This is a genomic window from Cupriavidus sp. 05T313 (genome assembly GCF_056396665.1).
Genome location: NZ_JBFTLX010000154.1, coordinates 1 through 16,164, shown reverse-complemented (window position 1 = coordinate 16,164; position 16,164 = coordinate 1). Strand labels below are relative to the sequence as shown.

Genomic DNA, 16,164 nt, shown 5'->3' with positions numbered 1-16,164 from the left:
GTCTTGCAGCCCGATCGCGAAATCCTCGGCGCGCATCTGCGCGAGCGGGCCAAAAAACAGGCTCCCGGTGGTGGCGACGATGGCATCCACCCGGCCGGTCGATTCGAACAAGGCCTGCACCGACCCGGGCTGCGTCAGGTCGACCCGATGATCGCCACCCGACTTGCCGACGCGCACCACTTCATGGCGCGCCGACAGGTTCTGGACCACCGCCTGGCCAAGGGTGCCGCTGGCCCCGATCACGATAATTTTCATCCCACTCTCCGTTCGTCCATTAGGCCAATGGTGCGGGGGATTCCTTCCCTCCGCTTCAAAAACCGATTATGAAAGTGGGCCAGGCACGGATAAATGGGATACGATTTTGCGGATACCTAACTTTTAATTAGTAATCCGTGGACAAGCTACGCAGCATGGAAGTCTTCGCCGCCGCCGCCGAAGCCGGCAGCTTCAGTGCCTGCGCCGATGCGCTGGGCCTGTCGGCGGTGATGGTGGGCAAGCATGTGGGCCAGCTCGAACGCCATCTGGGCGTGCGCCTGCTGCAACGCAGCACGCGGCGCCAGAGCCTGACCGAAGCCGGGCGCCTGTTCCTGGAGGAATGCCGGCTGATACTGGAGCGTGTGCGCAACGCGGAAACCGTTGCGGAACGCCTGCACAGCCAGCCGCGCGGGCGCTTGCGCGTCACCGCCCCGGTGACGCTGGGAGAGACGGCGGTCGCCGAGGCAGTATCGGCGTTCCTCCTGAACTATCCGGAAGTCACGGTGGAACTGGTGCTTGACGACGCCTTTACCGACCTGATTGCCGACGGTTTCGATGCTGCTGTCCGCATCGGCGCGCTGGCCAGTTCGGACCACCTGGTCGCGCGCCCCTTGCGGCCCTACCGCATGGCGATCTGCGCGGCGCCGGCCTACCTGGCGCAGGCGGGCCATCCCCGTTCCCTGTCAGACCTGGCCGGACATCGCTGCCTGAACCACCTGTTGTGGCCACAAGGCATGGGCTGGCCGGCATTCGAGGGCGGTCCCGGGCGGATGGCGGCGGCGCCGCTCGCTGCCAATAACGGCCAGGCGTTGCGGCGCGCCGCGCTGTCCGGCTGCGGCATCGTCATGCAGCCTGAAGTACTGCTGGCGGCCGACATCGCCGCAGGCCTGCTGGTACCGCTTCTGGAAGACGCCACGCCAGCGCCGAGGCCTGTGCACCTGCTTTATCCGCGCGACCCGCGGCCTTTGCCCAAGCAGGCGCGCTTCATCGAAATCATGCTGGAAAAAATGGGGGCCTGAAGACAACCCGCGCGCCGGCGCGGGGCTTCACGAAGAGATGCCGGCCTTGGCCTTGTGGGCAACCGGCCGCTCCGGGACGGAAATGCGGGCAAGCTCGGCCATCAACGGCACGTGGTCAGAGCGCTGGGCCCATTCGCGGCCGGTCAGCGCGCTGGCGTGCTCGATCTCGAATCCGCGCACATAGATGCGGTCGAGTTGCCACCAAGGCATGTGGCTGGGAAAAGTGTGCAGCCGTGCACCGCCCGCATGGGAAACTTCCGTCGCCCCCAGCGTGGTGCAGATCAGGTTGTCGAGGCGGTGGTTCCAGTCGTTGAAATCGCCGGCGATCACCAGCGGCGCTTCGGCCGGCACCACGTCGCACACGCGCTTGACCAGCGCCTCCGCCTGGCGCGCGCGGCTGCGGGCGAACAGCCCGAAATGCACGCAGATCAGATGGGCCTCGACGCCGTTCATATCCGCCACCGCATGCAGCAGGCCGCGCTGCTCGAAGCGATGGTCGGAGATGTCGAGGTTTTCCGACATCAGGATCGGATGGCGCGACAGGATGGCATTGCCGTGGTGCCCGTGGTCGTACACCGCATTGCGCCCATACACCGAGTGCGGGTAGGCATCGGTGGCCAGGTAGTTGAGCTGCGTATAGTCCGGGTCGAACAAGGCGGCCGCCACCAGGCGGTCATTGCGGTCCTGCACTTCCTGCAGGAAGACGATGTCGGCATTGACCACATGCAGGCCGTCGCGCACGTTATGGATGCGCGACTTGCCCTTGATGCCGGTCACGCCCTTGTGAATGTTGTAGGTAACGACGCGCAGTCTCATGAGGCCGCTCCACAGGCCGCGCGCTGTCCCTGCACGCGCCAGCCCAGTTGCAGCACCGCCTCCGCATTGCTGCTCGAGAAGCAGAGCGCGGCGGCCTCGCGCCACGGCAGCCACTGATATTGCAGGTGCTCGCGTGGTGCCAGCGTCACCGGCACCGGCTGCGCCACGCGCAGGCCGAACCAGTGCTCGGTGTTGCGCGTCACGCCGGCGGCGTAACGGTGGCGCCACTGGGGATAGATCTCGTAGTCGATGGTGTGCTGCCAGTCGTCCAGTTGATGCTCGGCGGCGATGATGCCGGTTTCCTCCGCCACTTCGCGGGCGGCCGTCACGGCCAGCGGCTCGTCGGGCGCGTCCAGGCTGCCGGTGACGGACTGCCAGTAACCCGGCCGGTCGGCGCGCTCGATCAACAGCACTTGCAGGTCCGGCGTGTGGACCACGACCAGGACGGATTCAGGGATTTTGTAGGACATGGGGATAAGACAAACGGCGTCCCCAAGCTTACCGCAGATGCACCCGGCCGCCATGGGAAACATGGTCGCCGGAACGGTCTCAYGGGCTGGATGCATGATGGGAGGGGACGGATCAGGCGCGGCTGGAACCTGGCAACGCTTCCCGTGGCTTCCGGCGCCCGGACGACACTCAAGCAGCGTGGACGCTGGACTGGACCGGCGCCTCGCGCAGCCAGGTCTCGAAGACGCCGGGAGAGTCGCCGTGGCCCCATGCGGCGCGTAGTTGCTGCATCAGCGGCGTGAGCGCCTGGGTGTACTCGCGCGAAGCCGCGTGCGCATGCGCGGCAAGGCGTTCGGCGCATTCCCGCAGTTGCGCCTGCAATTGCAAGCGTTCCTGCGCTATCTCCTTTTCGCGCACGCCGAGCGCGTTGTACTTCTGGATCAGGAAGCGCTGGTAGTCGCCCGCGTCCACGCCCTGGGCCGCTTGCGCGTTGACCTGCTCGAAGCGCATCACGATGCTGCCGGTTTCCTGCTCGATATGGGTGGCCTCCGCCGCCAGCGCCTGTAATCCGTCCTGCAGGCGTAGTGCCTCGCGGCGCTCGTCGCGCAGGTGCGCCGCGTGCTCGTCGAAGGTACGCTGCGCCAGCAGGTAAGCCTGTACCACCGGCTGGGGCGCTACGACAAGCAGCGGATCCGCGCCGCCGGCGCGGCTGCCCTGAACCAGGGCGTCGTCGGCCAGGCGCAGGTTGCCCAGGTCTTCCAGCCAGCGTCCGCGCGCCATGACCGTTCCCACCGTATCCAGCGCCACCCGGCGCAGGGCTTCGGCGCGCTGCATCTCCACCGGTTCCGGCATTGGCACGGCACCGCCGCCGGTCTGCGCCGCATGCGCGATATCCGGCACGCAGGCCGCCACCGTGGTCGCCACGGACTCCGACATGGCCACCGCCGAGCGGCGCACCGCGCGCCGCAATTCGAAACGCGCCAGCAGCATCATCGCCAGCCCGGCGACAAGCCAGGTGACGATGGTCTCGGCATGGGCCAGCAAAAACTGGCGAATCAGTTCTACATCCAGGTGCACGGCAAATTCCTCCCGCGCGGCCGGTGCGCCTTCGAAATGGGCTTGCGGCTTGGCGCTATAAAGGGAGAAGACTGGACAGGAGGGGGCTTCGTTCCGCGATGTAACAATTGGAAACCAGGCACGGGGTGCCGAATGGCCGGCGCGCGCGGAAGAGGATCACCAGACCCCACAGGAGCAGCCGCGCGTCAGGCGTGCGCCGCCTTCATGTCGGCGATGAAGGCGTCCAGCAAATCGCTCCCGTGCGGCTTGCGGCGCACCACCATGTCGAACGGTACCTCATAGCGCATCGCGTCCGGCGCGAGCGGGGCCAACTGGCCCTGCAGCACGTAGGGGGCCGCGAAATGTGCCGGCAAATAGCCCAGGTGCCGGCCGGACAGCACCAGCATCGCCACTGCCTCCATGTTGTCCGCCATCGCCGTCACCAGCCGGTCTGCCGGCGAGCCCGCGGCCTCCGGCAGCGGATAGCTGCGCCAGGCCCACGCATGGCCGAGCGTGACCGCCGGGTCGATGCGCCCGGCCTCGGCAAAAAGCGGATGGCCGCGTCCGGCATAGGCAAGCTGGGTCTCGTGAAAGATGGTGGTGTAGTCCAGCGCGGGCACGCGATGCCAGAAGTAGCCGATACCCATGTGGATCTTGCCGTCCAGCAGCAATCCTTCCAGTTCCCCCGGCGAACGCACCGACACCGAGAAGTGCACGGATTCGTCGCGTTGGCGGAAGCACTCGATTGCCTGGCTGATGCGCGCATTGGCGCTCACCGGCGTATGCCCGATCAAGCCCAGGTTGAGCGTGCCCACCAGCGTGCGCCCCACCTTGCGCGCTTCTGCGCCAAAGACATCCAGCGCCGTCAGCAGCTTGCGCCCGGATTCGACGAATTGCCGGCCGCGCGGAGTCAGCCGGAAACCGCTGCGCCCGCGTTCACACAGCCGGTAGCCCAGCCGTGTTTCCAGCGTTGAAAGCTGCGTGCTGATGGTGGACTGGCTGACGTTGAGCGTCGCCTGCGCGGGTGTGATGCCGTTGGCGTCCACTACCGCCAGGAAAACGCGGATCAGGCGCAGGTCAAGATCGGAGGGTTGTCCCAGCATGGTTGGTACATCGATCCGGATCAATGTTTGGTTCAGAAGTTTCGCATTCTACGCGTCAAAACAATCAGCAAGAATTCAGATCCCTCCACCATGACATGCCACCGGGCGCGGCATGATGAATCGATCGCCATGAATGCAAAGCTGCTACGCAACCCGGCCGGCGCTGCCGAACCCTTCCAGCCGATGTCCGGCAACGCCATGCCGCGCTTTGGCGGCATCGCCACCATGATGCGGCTGCCCGCCGCCGGCAGCACCGCCGGGCTGGATGCCTGCTTTGTCGGCGTGCCGTTCGACCTGGGCACGTCCAACCGCAACGGCGCGCGGCTGGGGCCCCGCCAGATCCGGGCCGAATCCGTGCTGCTGCGCCCCTACAACATGGCCACGCGCGCCGCCCCGTTCGATTCGCTGCGCGTGGCCGATATCGGCGACGTGGCGACCAATCCATACAACCTGCACGATTCCATCGCGCGCATCGAGGCGGCGTACCGCGACATCATCGCCACGGGGTGCCGCCCGGTCGGGCTGGGCGGCGACCACACCGTCACGCTGCCGATCCTGCGCGCCATGCACGCCAGGTATGGCCGCGTCGGACTGATCCATGTCGATGCGCATGCCGATGTGAACGACACCATGTTCGGCGAGAAGATCGCGCACGGCACGCCGTTCCGCCGCGCGGTGGAGGAAGGGCTGCTCGATTGCGGCCGTGTGGTGCAGATCGGCCTGCGCGGCACCGGCTATGCCGCCGAGGATTTCGACTGGTGCCGCCAGCAGGGATTTCAGGTGGTTACTGCCGAAGCATGCTGGCACCGCTCGCTGGCACCGCTGATGGAGGAAGTCGGCGCGCGCCTGCGGGGCGGCCCGGTCTACATCACTTTCGATATCGACGGCATCGACCCTGCCTACGCTCCCGGCACCGGCACGCCGGAGATTGGCGGACTGACGGTGCCACAGGCGTTGGAGATCGTGCGTGGCGCGCGCGGGCTGGATATCGTCGGCGCCGACCTGGTCGAGGTATCGCCGCCCTATGACCCGTTTGGCACCACGGCGCTGCTCGGGGCCAATCTGGCGTTCGAACTGCTGTGCGTGGTGCCCGGCGTCGAATACCGCGACGCCTGATGCCTTCGCCAAAGCCATAAACAGGAGACCCACCATGCAGACCAAGCAGCCTGCCCCCCAACCGCGCCGCGCGGCCCTGGCATCGTTCGTCGGCACCACCATCGAGTGGTACGATTTCTACAGTTACGCCACGGCCGCGGCGCTGGTTTTCGGACCGCTGTTCTTTCCCGGCGAGAGCCGCCTGCTGAGCCTGCTGGCCTCGTTCGGCTCGTTCGCCATCGGCTTTCTGGCGCGGCCCGTTGGTGGCGTTCTGTTCGGGCGCATCGGCGATCGCCTTGGGCGCAAGCGCGCGCTCATGGGCACGCTGTCCTTGATGGCCATCGCCACGGTACTGATCGGCTGCCTGCCGACCTATGCGCAGGCCGGATGGATCGCGCCCGTGGCGCTGGTGGCGTTGCGCGTACTGCAGGGCATCGCGGTCGGCGGCGAGTGGGGCGGCGCGGTGTTGCTGGCAGGCGAGCACGCGCCGGCCGGCCGGCGCACCTTCTTCGCCTCGTTCGCGCAACTTGGCAGCGCGGGCGGGCTGATCCTGTCGATGCTGGCCTTCAGCGCCATCAGCCGGCTCGATCACGACGCCCTCATGCAATGGGGCTGGCGCCTGCCCTTCCTGGCCAGCGCGGTGCTGCTGGCGGTTGGCTTCGCGATCCGGCTGTCGGTCAACGAATCGCCGGAATTCGAGGCGATGCAGGCCACCGGCGACGTGGCCAGCCAGCCGCTGGCCGAAGCGCTACGCGCGTGGCCGCTGATCGTGCTGGCGATCGGCGCCAACGTGTACGGCATCGCCGGGGTCTACTTCAGCAACATCTTCATGATCTCTTATGCCACGCAGTACCTTGCGCTGGACCGGGAGATGATTCTCGACTGCATGTTCTGGGTGGCGGTGCTGCAGTTCTTCGTGCAACTGGGCGCGGCGCATCTGGCCGACCGCTTCGGCACCCGGCGCGTGCTGGCCGTCGTTGCGGCATGCGCCATCGCCGTGCCGTTCGTCATGCTGCCCCTGGTTCGCACTGGCCAGCCGCACACGGTGTTCCTGGGCATCGCCATCGCCACGTTGTGTGAATCGGGCTACTACGCCGTCATTGCCGGCTTTGTCACCGGCATGTTCGCCGCGCGCATCCGCTACACCGCCATCTCGCTGTCGTACCAGGTGTGCGGCGCCTTCGCCGGCGGCCTGACTCCGCTGCTGGCGACACTGCTGGCGGACAGGTTCTTTCCGCAGTGGTGGCCGATGGCGGTCTTCTATGCGGGATTTGCGGCACTATCGCTGATTTGCGTGATGCTGGCAGGGCGAGCGCGAGAGGCCAGCTTGCCCGCGACCGCGACGAGCATCTGATACGCCCGGAAAAACAAGAAGGGCCGCGCTTGCGCGCGGCCCTTCCTCAGGCAGTCGAAACCCCGGCTCAGGCCGTCTTCGGCTCCGCGGCACGCAAGCGGATATGCAGCTCGCGCAGCTGCTTCTCGTCGACCGCGCTCGGCGCTTGCGTCAGCAAGTCTTGGGCGCGCTGGGTCTTGGGGAAGGCGATCACGTCGCGGATCGAATCGGCGCCGGCCATCATGGTGACGATGCGGTCCAGGCCGAAGGCCAGGCCGCCGTGCGGGGGCGCGCCGTATTGCAGCGCGTCCAGCAGGTAGCCGAACTTGGCGCGTGCTTCTTCCTCGCCGATCTTCAGGGCGCGGAACACCTTGCTCTGCACGTCCTCGCGGAAGATCCGCACCGAGCCACCGCCCATTTCCCAGCCGTTCAGGACCATGTCATAGGCCTTGGCGATGCATTTGCCCGGATCGGTTTCCAGGTATTGCAGGTGCTCGTCCTTGGGGCTGGTGAACGGGTGGTGCATGGCGACCCAGCGGGCGTCTTCCTCGTCGTACTCGAACATCGGGAAGTCGATCACCCACAGCGGCTTCCACACGTCCTCGAACAGGCCGTGGGTCTTGCCGAACTCGGAGTGGCCGATCTTCAGGCGCAGGCCGCCGATGGCGTCGTTGACGACCTTGGCCTTGTCGGCGCCGAAGAAGATGATGTCGCCATCCTTGGCGCCGGTGCGCTTCAGGATCTCGGCGATGGCCGCGTCATGCAGGTTCTTGACGATCGGCGATTGCAGGCCGTCGCGGCCCTTGGCCACTTCGTTGACCTTGATCCAGGCCAGGCCCTTGGCGCCGTAGATGGCGACGAACTGGGTGTAAGCATCGATCTCGCTGCGCGAGATGGCGGCGCCGCCCGGCACGCACAGGCCGACCACGCGGCCGTTCTCGCTGTTGGCGGGGCCGGAGAACACCTTGAAATCGACGTCCTTCATGGCGTCGGTCAGTTCGGTGAATTCGAGCTTGACGCGCAGGTCAGGCTTGTCCGAACCGAAACGGGCCATGGCCTCGCGGAATTCCATCACCGGGAAGCTGGCGTCCAGGTCGACGTCGATGGCGTTCTTGAACACCGTGCGCATCATGTCCTCGAACAGGTCGCGGATCTCCTGCTCGTTCAGGAACGAGGTCTCGCAGTCGATCTGCGTGAACTCGGGCTGGCGGTCGGCACGCAGGTCCTCGTCGCGGAAGCACTTGGTGATCTGGTAGTAGCGGTCGAAGCCCGACACCATCAGCATCTGCTTGAAGATCTGCGGCGACTGCGGCAGCGCGAAGAAGTGGCCCGGGTTGGTCCGCGAGGGCACCAGGTAGTCGCGCGCGCCTTCGGGCGTGCTCTTGCCCAGCATCGGCGTCTCGATGTCGATAAAGCCTTGCGCGTCCAGGTACTTGCGCACTTCCATGGCCACCTTGTAGCGCAGGCGCAGGTTGTACTGCATCTGCGGGCGGCGCAGGTCGAGCACGCGGTGGGTCAGGCGGGTGGTCTCGGACAGGTTGTCGTCGTCGAGCTGGAACGGGGGCGTGACCGACGGGTTGAGCACGGTCAGCTCATGGCACAGCACCTCAATCTTGCCGGAGGTCAGGTTGGCGTTCTCGGTGCCTTCCGGACGTGCACGGACCTTGCCGGTGACGCGGATGCAGAACTCGTTGCGAATCTCTTCGGCGGCCTTGAACATCTCTGGGCGATCGGGATCGCATACCACCTGCACMAGGCCTTCGCGGTCGCGCRGGTCRATGAAGATCACGCCGCCGTGRTCGCGGCGRCGSTGCACCCAGCCGGTCAGGGCCACTTCCTGGCCCGTCAGTTGTTCGGTCACGAGACCGCAGTAGTGAGTACGCATGGACATAGGAGAATTCCAGGAATAACGCGGCCGCCGATGCGGCCGGCGATCAATTTGAATGCGAAGAGTCGGCGGACTCGGCGAGGGCTTCGGCATCCGCCTCGCCAGCGCGCACCGGGCCGCTCTTGCGCGGCAGCTCGGTCGGCGCCACCACGCCCATCGAGACGATGTACTTCAGCGCGGCGTCGACGGTCATGTCGAGTTCGATGGTATCGGCCTTGGGCATCATCAGGAAGAAGCCCGAGGTCGGATTGGGCGTGGTCGGCACGTAGACGCTGACATATTCGCCCTGCAGGTGATTCTGCACATCGCCGCCGGGCCGCCCGGTCAGGAAGGCGATGGTCCACGAGCCTTCACGCGGATACTGCACCAGCAAGGCCTTGCGAAAGGCATTGCCGGACGAGGACAGCAGCGTGTCGGATACCTGCTTGACGCTGGTGTAGATCGGCCCCACCACCGGGATATGGCGCAACAGCGCTTCCCACCAGCGCACCAGCCGCTGGCCGATGAAGTTGTGGGCCAGCAGCCCCACCAGCAGGATGAACACGACCGTCAGGATCGCGCCCAGGCCCAGGATGCGCCGGCCGAACAGCTTGTCGGGCTGCCAGGCTTCCGGCAGCAGCGCCAGGCTCTGGTCCATGGTGCCGATGACGAGATTCAGCACCCAGAGCGTGATGCCCAGCGGCACCAGCACCAGCAGCCCGGTCAGGAACCAGGTCTTGAGGGCGGACGTTTTCTTCGCTGCCACGGCGCGTTCTGCCTTCAATGGCAAGCGCAGGCGCTGCCGCAACCGCCGGCGGCGCTTGCGGTGGCCGTGCTGGCGGAGCCGGACGCGTCGCCGGAGGAAGGCGCAGCCGCGGCAGCGCTGCCGCTATCGGCCGCGCCGGCGGCGGCGGCCGGGGCAGCACCGGCGGGAGCCGCGGCGGTGCCGCCGCTGCCGCCACGGAAGTCGGTGACGTACCAGCCCGAACCCTTGAGCTGGAAGCCCGCGGCGGTCAGTTGTTTCTTGAACGTGCCCGTTGCGCCGCAGGATGTGCAGTCAGTGAGCGGCGCATCGCTCATTTTCTGCAGCACATCGCGCCCGTGGCCGCAGGCGTCGCAACGATAGGCATAGATCGGCATAAGTGGCACTCCGCGAGGATTCTGGAACGGAAAATGGGGGGACCGCGCAGTCGCGCCGACGGGGAAGTTGCCGCTCCCGTGCGCCACCTTGCGGTGCAAAGCCTTGAATTATAAACCGTTCTGAGAACAGCGGGCCGGCTGAAAAAGGGCCAGAAATGCCGCCAGAGGCACGCGCACCACGCGCGGCGCCGCATCGGTCAGGCCAGATGCACTTCCTCGACGCGCGGATGGTCGCCGATCCACTGCGGCAGCAGCGAACCGAAGACCATGCCGCCGATGGAGAACAGCAAACCGACCATCTGCGGCGGCACCGCCGCGTCGGCGAAGGCGATCTCGCAGCACAGCCAGGAAGTCAGGCCCAGGAGGATGGCGGCCAGCCCGCCCTGGCGGGTGGCCGGTTTCCAGAACATGCCGAAGGCCAGTGGCACGAACGACGATACCAATGTGACTTTGTAGGCATTCTCCACCATATGGAAGATGGAAAGATGCGAGTTCAGCGCGAACAGCGTCACCAGCACCGCGAACACCAGCACCACCGCCTGCATCACGCGCAGGAAACGGCGGTCGTCGAGATGGCGGAAATACGGCCGCAGGATGTTCTCGGCGAAGGTAACGGACGGCGCCAGCAGCGTCGCCGAAGCGCAGCTCTTGATGGCGGACAACAGCGCGCCGAAGAACATCACCTGGGCGAACATGGGCGCGTGCGTCAGGATCAGCTTGGGCAGGATCAGTTGCGAATCGGTGTTGATGTACTTCTGCACCATCTCCGGATCGATCATGGTGGCCGAATAGGCCAGGAACATCGGGATAAAGGCAAAGCAGAAATACAGCACGCCGCCCAGCACCGAGGCGCGTCCGGCAATCTTCTCGGTGCGCGACGAGGTCACGCGCTGGAACACGTCCTGCTGCGGGATCGACCCCAGCATCATGGTGAACAGCGCCGCCGCGAAACCGATGATCTGTATCAGGTCCAGCGAGGGCAGGAACTCGAACTTGCCGGCCGCCGCCGCGTGCGACACCACCGCCGCCACGCCGCCGGCCTGGCCGCTGACCTCGTAGCCGATATACAACATGCCGATCACGATGATGATCATCTGGAGGAAGTCGGTCACCRCCACCGCCCACATGCCGCCAAACAGCGTGTAGACCAGCACGCTGGCGGCGCCGATCATCATGCCGGTTTCCTGCGACAGGGTGCCGTCCGAGACGGTGAAGAACACCAGGCCAAGCGCCTTGATCTGCGCGGCGACCCAGCCCAGGTAGGACATCACGATGCACAGCGTGGTCAGCACCTCGGCCAGCCGCCCGTAGCGGTTGTGGTAGTAATCGCCAATGGTGAGCAGGTTCATCCGGTATAGCGGACGCGCGAAGAACAAGCCGACCAGGATCAGGCAGAGCGAAGAACCGAAGGGATCGGACACCACCCCGGACAGGCCTTCCTTGAGAAAGACCGCGGGGATGCCCAGCACCGTCTCCGAGCCGAACCACGTGGCGAACACGGTGGCGGTGACGATATAGAACGGCAGGCTGCGGCCGGCCACCGCGAAGTCGGTGGCGTTGCGTACGCGCAGCGCGGCCCACAGGCCGATGCCGACAGAGATTACCCAGTAGATGATGACGAACCAGATCAGCATGCTGCTGCCTATCCCAAAAATGCCCTTGCGGCGAAAAACCGGTTGCCGGTGAGCGGGATGCGTTCCCCTGCCCTGCCCGGAGTCCAATTCATCGGTCGGGGCCGCATGGGTGGCTGATCTAGCCTGCGGTCGTAGCCGAATCAAAACGCGGATTATAGCGATGCAGACCGTGCCGGGCGAAGAAAAATCCCCGCCATGCGGAAATTGCCGGCATCAATGCAGCGCACGCGCCACAGGTGACAAGACCGCCTCCCGCCTCCGGTCGGGACCATCGGCCGCGGCGCCCCGCCATGGTGCGGAAGGGGCCGGATAACGGGCGGTTACACGGATTACAAAGCTTGCGTCAGCGCGTCTCGCCCGCCGCGCATTAGAGCGGAACGGCAGCAGAAATCGGGCAACCAGCCCACGAGCCGCGCTGCCGCCCACGTCCCCGAAAGGAAAAGGAGAACACCATGCCGAACCGCCAAACCCTGATGCTCAAGACCCTGATGATTGCCGCCGGCCTGCTCGGCGCCGGTCTGGCCAGCGCCCAGACCGCGGCGGTCGCGCAGGATGTGCAGCGCAACGTCAACCAGGAGCAGCGTATCGAGAATGGCCTGCAATCCGGCAGCCTGAGCACGCGCGAGGCGGCCAGCCTGCAAAAGCAGACCGCGCGGGTCGATCGCATGGAAGCGCATGCCCTTGCCAACGGCTCAGTCTCGCCGCGCGAGCAGGCGTCGATCCAGCGTGCCGAGAACAATGTGAGCCGCGATATCTCGCGCGACACGCATAACGGCATCAGCGGCAACCCCGCCAGCCTGTCATCGCAGCGCATGCAGGCCGAGGTGCAACGCAATATCAATCAGGAGCAACGCATCCAGAACGGCGTGGCCAACGGCTCGCTGACCAACCGCGAAGCCGGCAAGCTCGAACRCGGCCAGGCCCACGTCGACCGGCGCGAAGCGCGTGCCGGCGCCAATGGCCACGTGGGCGCGGCCGAACAACGCGGCATCCAGCGCGCCGAAAACCGCGACAGCCGGGCGATCTACCACGACAAGCACAACGGCCGCGTGCGCGGCTAAGGGGAAAAACCGGCGCCTAGGCCCGGCGGCGCCAGACCTGCCAATGCTCGCGGCCGGCGAACACCGGCGGCGAGCCGGTGGCGGCACGCGCCTCCACCAGCTCGAATGCCGGCGCAAGCAGCGCGCGCAGTTCCGCCTCGGGCATCGCGAAGGGCGGCCCGCCGCGCGTTTCATCCAGGAAGAAGTAGCCGGCCAGCAGGCCGCCTGGCGGCAGCAACTCCGCCACGCGCCGGCCATAGGCAGCCCGCATGGCTGGCGGCAAGGCGCACAGGAAGGCACGTTCGTAGATGAGCTGGCAGGCCGGCTTGGGCGTGAACGCAAAGAAATCCGCCTCGTGCACGATAGCCCCGGCAGGCCCCAGCGCGCGCCGCGCGCTCGCCACTGCCTCCGGCGAGAAATCGATGGCGGCCACCGGCCACCCTCGCGCATGGAGCCAGCCGGCTTCCCAGCCATTGCCACAGCCAGGGACCAGCGTCGGGCACGGCGCCATCGCGCTGGCGAAGGCCTCGAAATCGGCCGGCACGCCGCCCAGGTCCCATGGCATGAACCCTTTCTCGAAGCGCTCGTCCCAGAAGGCCGGATCGGCCGCGTTGCGGGTGGCGAAGGCTGGCGTAGCGCCGGGCTTGCCGGCGGTGTTATCGGATTTGGTCAAGCGCGCCTCGACTGTCTCTATATTCAATTGCCTTTGTTCATGCTAGCTGTGCCGCTGCAGGCGCTACCAATAGCCAACCCAGGCCAGCAATTCGGTCAGCACCACGCCAGCGACAAAGCCTCCCACCAACAGCAACGCCGTGCCGACCAGGCGGTTGGTGCGGCGCTGCTCTGTGATCAGGGCGGTCAGCAGCCGCTCTTGCTGGCTGTTGTCGACCAGCGCGCGGCGCTCCAGGAACTGATGCGCCAGGCGCGGGAAGTCGGGCAGCATCTTGGCCCATTGCGGCGCCTCCACCTGGATCCGCTCCCAGGCGCCCTTCCAGCCCACCTGCTCGTGCATCCACTTCTCGAGAAAGGGCTTGGCGGTCTTCCACAGGTCCAGGTCGGGATCCAACTGGCGGCCCAGCCCTTCGATGTTCAGCAAGGTCTTCTGCAACAGCACCAGCTGCGGCTGGATCTCGACATTGAAGCGGCGCGAGGTCTGGAACAGGCGCATCAGCACCATGCCCAGCGAGATCTCCTTGAGCGGCTTGTCGAAATAGGGCTCGCAGCAAGCGCGCACTGCGCTTTCCAGCTCCTCCACCCGCGTGTTCGGCGGCACCCAGCCCGATTCCACGTGCAGCAGGGCCACGCGATGGTAGTCGCGCCGGAAGAAGGCGATGAAATTCTGCGCCAGGTAATTCTTGTCGAACTCGGAAAGCGCGCCGACGATGCCGAAGTCCAGCGCGATATAGCGGCCGAAACTCTGCGGCGCCACCGACACCAGGATGTTGCCAGGGTGCATGTCGGCATGGAAGAAGCCGTCGCGGAACACCTGGGTGAAGAAGATCTCCACCCCCTCCTCGGCCAGCAGGTGCATGTCGACGCCGGCCGCCTTGAGCGATTCGGTGCGCGAGATGGGGATGCCGTGCATGCGCTCCATCACGAACACCTCGCTGCTGCAGAAGTCCCAGAACACCTCGGGCACGAGCAGCAGCTTGGTATCGGCGAAATTGCGGCGCAGCTGGCTGGCATTGGCCGCCTCGATCATCAGGTCGAGTTCGTCGTGCAGGTATTTGTCGAACTCGGCAACCACCTCGCGTGGCTTGAGGCGCTTGCCGTCGGCCCAGAAACGCTCCAGCCAGGCCGCGAGGTCGCGCATCAACGCCAGGTCGCTGTCGATGACCGGAAGCATGCCGGGGCGCAGGACTTTCACCGCCACTTCGCGCCCCTCGCTGGGACCGCCCTTCAAGGTGGCGAAATGCACCTGGGCGATCGAGGCGCTGGCCACCGGCTTGTGGTCGAAGCTCTCGAACAGCATGGACAGCGGCCGGCCCAGCGAGCGCTCGATGATCTTGACCGCCACCACCGAATCGAATGGCGGCACCTGGTCCTGCAGCTTGGCAAGCTCGTCGGCAATGTCCGCCGGCATCAGGTCGCGCCGGGTGGAAAGCACCTGGCCGAACTTGACGAAAATCGGGCCCAGGCGTGTGAGCGCCAGCCGCAGCCGCTCGCCGCGCGGCATGTCGAGCTTGCGGCCGATGGTGATGACGCGCACCAGGAAGCGGATGCGGCGGCTCTTGAAACCCGACAGTACGAGCTCGTCGAGGCCGTAGTAGAGGATGACGAAAACGATCTTGCAAAGGCGCAGGAAGCGGGTCATGCAGGTTCTTCAGTATTGGGGGCGGTGCGGATTGGCCAGTGTCGGCTGGCGGATGATCAGTTGCAATCGGCGATCAGCGGTGAGCGGAAGGCAGCGTGCCGGAACCGCCTGCCGAGCCCCGCCCGGACCGGCTGCGCTGCTCGAGCTTCTCCAGCCGCTTTTCCAGCCGGGCCAGATCGTCGCGCAGCGCGCTCACGCCGGCGCCGAACTCGTCCAGCGCGACGTGCCGCACCAGGGTTGGCTGCTCGTCGAGCAGGTATTCGGTCACATTGTCCACCAGCGTGCGGCCCAGCCGCGTGACTTGCGCATGGACTTGCTGCGCGCCGTCCACCATCCGTTGCGCCACGCTGTCGCTGACCGGGCCGCCCAGCAGGCCGCGCAACGCGCGCGACAGGTCCTCGGCCGCGTCCCAGCGCAGGCTGCGCGCCAGCGCGGATACCGCGTTGGCCAACTCGGCATCGCCCTCGATGCGCACGTGCTTCATCGCGGCTGCCTGGCCGCCGCCCGCCACGTCCGACGCCACCAGCGGCCATTGCTGCAAGGGCACGGTTAGCGTGACTGCCGGGATCTCATCGGCTTGCGCCAGTTCCGTCAGGCCCTGCGCCGTCACCTTCAATGCGAGCGTGAACGCGGCGGCGTCGAAGCGGATGACGCGGCCCGCGAAGGGCTGGAGCATGGAGGTGGCCCAGGGTTCCTGTTCCAGGAGGTGGTTCAGGGCGGTGATGGGCGGCGTGGCCAGAGGGGTTGGGAGGGTGGTCATGGTTGGGTGGGGGTTGGGGGCGGGCCTTTCAGGAGGTGTTGGTGGTTGATCGGGTCTAGTGTCAAAGTCAACTGCTTAACTGCTTAACTGCTTAACTGCAAAGTCAAAGGCGGTTTCACCCCCCTGCGGGGGGCGACCTACTTTCTTGTCTTGCCAAGAAAGTAGGCAAAGAAGGCGCGCCGGATGGGGCGACACCCCCTCGGGATCCGACGAAAAGAGCGGCCGGGACCCAAACTCGCATCGCCTTAAGGCGATACTCAAACATGGGTCCCTCTTTTCCGC

The 16,164-nt window shown here is 66.2% G+C and carries 16 protein-coding genes; 4 read left to right on the top strand and 12 right to left on the bottom strand.

Annotation, left to right across the window (positions count from 1 at the left end):
- On the bottom strand, positions 1–255 hold a 255-nt coding region (locus AC1DKD_RS27410), incomplete at its 3' end, for an NAD-dependent epimerase/dehydratase family protein (RefSeq protein WP_477143930.1).
- 137 nt (positions 256–392) lie between these two features.
- Here AC1DKD_RS27410 and AC1DKD_RS27405 point away from each other — a divergent pair.
- Positions 393–1,274 carry a LysR family transcriptional regulator gene (locus AC1DKD_RS27405; RefSeq protein WP_441637010.1) on the top strand — a complete coding sequence of 294 codons (882 nt, stop codon included), beginning with the start codon at positions 393–395 and terminating at the stop codon, positions 1,272–1,274.
- 27 nt (positions 1,275–1,301) lie between these two features.
- Here the strand turns inward: AC1DKD_RS27405 and AC1DKD_RS27400 are convergent, their stop codons facing one another.
- The 4 genes from AC1DKD_RS27400 to AC1DKD_RS27385 form a co-directional block, all read right to left on the bottom strand.
- Positions 1,302–2,090 carry an endonuclease/exonuclease/phosphatase family protein gene (locus AC1DKD_RS27400; RefSeq protein WP_441637008.1) on the bottom strand — a complete coding sequence of 263 codons (789 nt, stop codon included), beginning with the start codon at positions 2,088–2,090 and terminating at the stop codon, positions 1,302–1,304.
- On the bottom strand, positions 2,087–2,560 hold the full coding sequence (gene nudB / locus AC1DKD_RS27395) for a dihydroneopterin triphosphate diphosphatase (RefSeq protein ID WP_441637006.1): 474 nt from the start codon (positions 2,558–2,560) through the stop codon (positions 2,087–2,089). The genes AC1DKD_RS27400 and nudB overlap by 4 nt, the downstream gene beginning before the upstream one ends.
- Before the next feature lie 169 nt (positions 2,561–2,729).
- Positions 2,730–3,617 (bottom strand): hypothetical protein, encoded by an 888-nt coding sequence (locus AC1DKD_RS27390; protein ID WP_441637004.1) that lies wholly within the window; start codon positions 3,615–3,617, stop codon positions 2,730–2,732.
- A 185-nt stretch (positions 3,618–3,802) separates the two neighbouring features.
- Positions 3,803–4,699, bottom strand: coding sequence for a LysR family transcriptional regulator (locus AC1DKD_RS27385; protein WP_441637002.1), 897 nt, complete (start codon positions 4,697–4,699; stop codon positions 3,803–3,805).
- Between the two features lie 129 nt (positions 4,700–4,828).
- On the opposite strand from AC1DKD_RS27385, the gene speB reads away from it, so the two are divergent.
- Positions 4,829–5,815 carry an agmatinase gene (gene speB / locus AC1DKD_RS27380; RefSeq protein ID WP_441637000.1) on the top strand — a complete coding sequence of 329 codons (987 nt, stop codon included), beginning with the start codon at positions 4,829–4,831 and terminating at the stop codon, positions 5,813–5,815.
- Positions 5,816–5,849: 34 nt separating this feature from the next.
- Positions 5,850–7,148 (top strand): MFS transporter, encoded by a 1,299-nt coding sequence (locus AC1DKD_RS27375; RefSeq protein ID WP_441636998.1) that lies wholly within the window; start codon positions 5,850–5,852, stop codon positions 7,146–7,148.
- A 67-nt stretch (positions 7,149–7,215) separates the two neighbouring features.
- Here AC1DKD_RS27375 and aspS read toward each other — a convergent pair whose 3' ends face one another.
- The 4 genes from aspS to AC1DKD_RS27355 form a co-directional block, all read right to left on the bottom strand.
- The gene (aspS, locus tag AC1DKD_RS27370; protein WP_477143929.1) at positions 7,216–9,018 is read right to left on the bottom strand and encodes an aspartate--tRNA ligase; all 1,803 of its coding nucleotides are present in this window, start codon (positions 9,016–9,018) and stop codon (positions 7,216–7,218) included.
- Positions 9,019–9,061: 43 nt separating this feature from the next.
- Positions 9,062–9,760, bottom strand: a complete 699-nt coding sequence (locus tag AC1DKD_RS27365; RefSeq protein WP_045237884.1) for a DUF502 domain-containing protein — start codon at positions 9,758–9,760, stop codon at positions 9,062–9,064.
- A 14-nt stretch (positions 9,761–9,774) separates the two neighbouring features.
- Complete coding sequence (locus AC1DKD_RS27360; RefSeq protein ID WP_477104450.1) at positions 9,775–10,134, bottom strand: FmdB family zinc ribbon protein; 360 nt, start codon at positions 10,132–10,134, stop codon at positions 9,775–9,777.
- 197 nt (positions 10,135–10,331) lie between these two features.
- Positions 10,332–11,768 (bottom strand): high affinity choline transporter 1, encoded by a 1,437-nt coding sequence (locus tag AC1DKD_RS27355; RefSeq protein WP_477143928.1) that lies wholly within the window; start codon positions 11,766–11,768, stop codon positions 10,332–10,334.
- Positions 11,769–12,220: 452 nt separating this feature from the next.
- On the opposite strand from AC1DKD_RS27355, the gene AC1DKD_RS27350 reads away from it, so the two are divergent.
- Entirely contained in the window at positions 12,221–12,829 is a 609-nt protein-coding gene (locus AC1DKD_RS27350) for a hypothetical protein (RefSeq protein WP_477143927.1), read from the top strand.
- Between the two features lie 16 nt (positions 12,830–12,845).
- Here AC1DKD_RS27350 and AC1DKD_RS27345 read toward each other — a convergent pair whose 3' ends face one another.
- The 3 genes from AC1DKD_RS27345 to AC1DKD_RS27335 form a co-directional block, all read right to left on the bottom strand.
- Positions 12,846–13,481: a methyltransferase domain-containing protein gene (locus tag AC1DKD_RS27345; RefSeq protein ID WP_441637154.1), complete on the bottom strand. Its 636-nt coding sequence runs from the start codon at positions 13,479–13,481 to the stop codon at positions 12,846–12,848.
- A 63-nt stretch (positions 13,482–13,544) separates the two neighbouring features.
- Complete coding sequence (gene ubiB / locus AC1DKD_RS27340; protein ID WP_441637152.1) at positions 13,545–15,122, bottom strand: ubiquinone biosynthesis regulatory protein kinase UbiB; 1,578 nt, start codon at positions 15,120–15,122, stop codon at positions 13,545–13,547.
- 73 nt (positions 15,123–15,195) lie between these two features.
- Complete coding sequence (locus AC1DKD_RS27335) at positions 15,196–15,882, bottom strand: ubiquinone biosynthesis accessory factor UbiJ (RefSeq protein ID WP_441637150.1); 687 nt, start codon at positions 15,880–15,882, stop codon at positions 15,196–15,198.
- Positions 15,883–16,164: the final 282 nt, after the last annotated feature.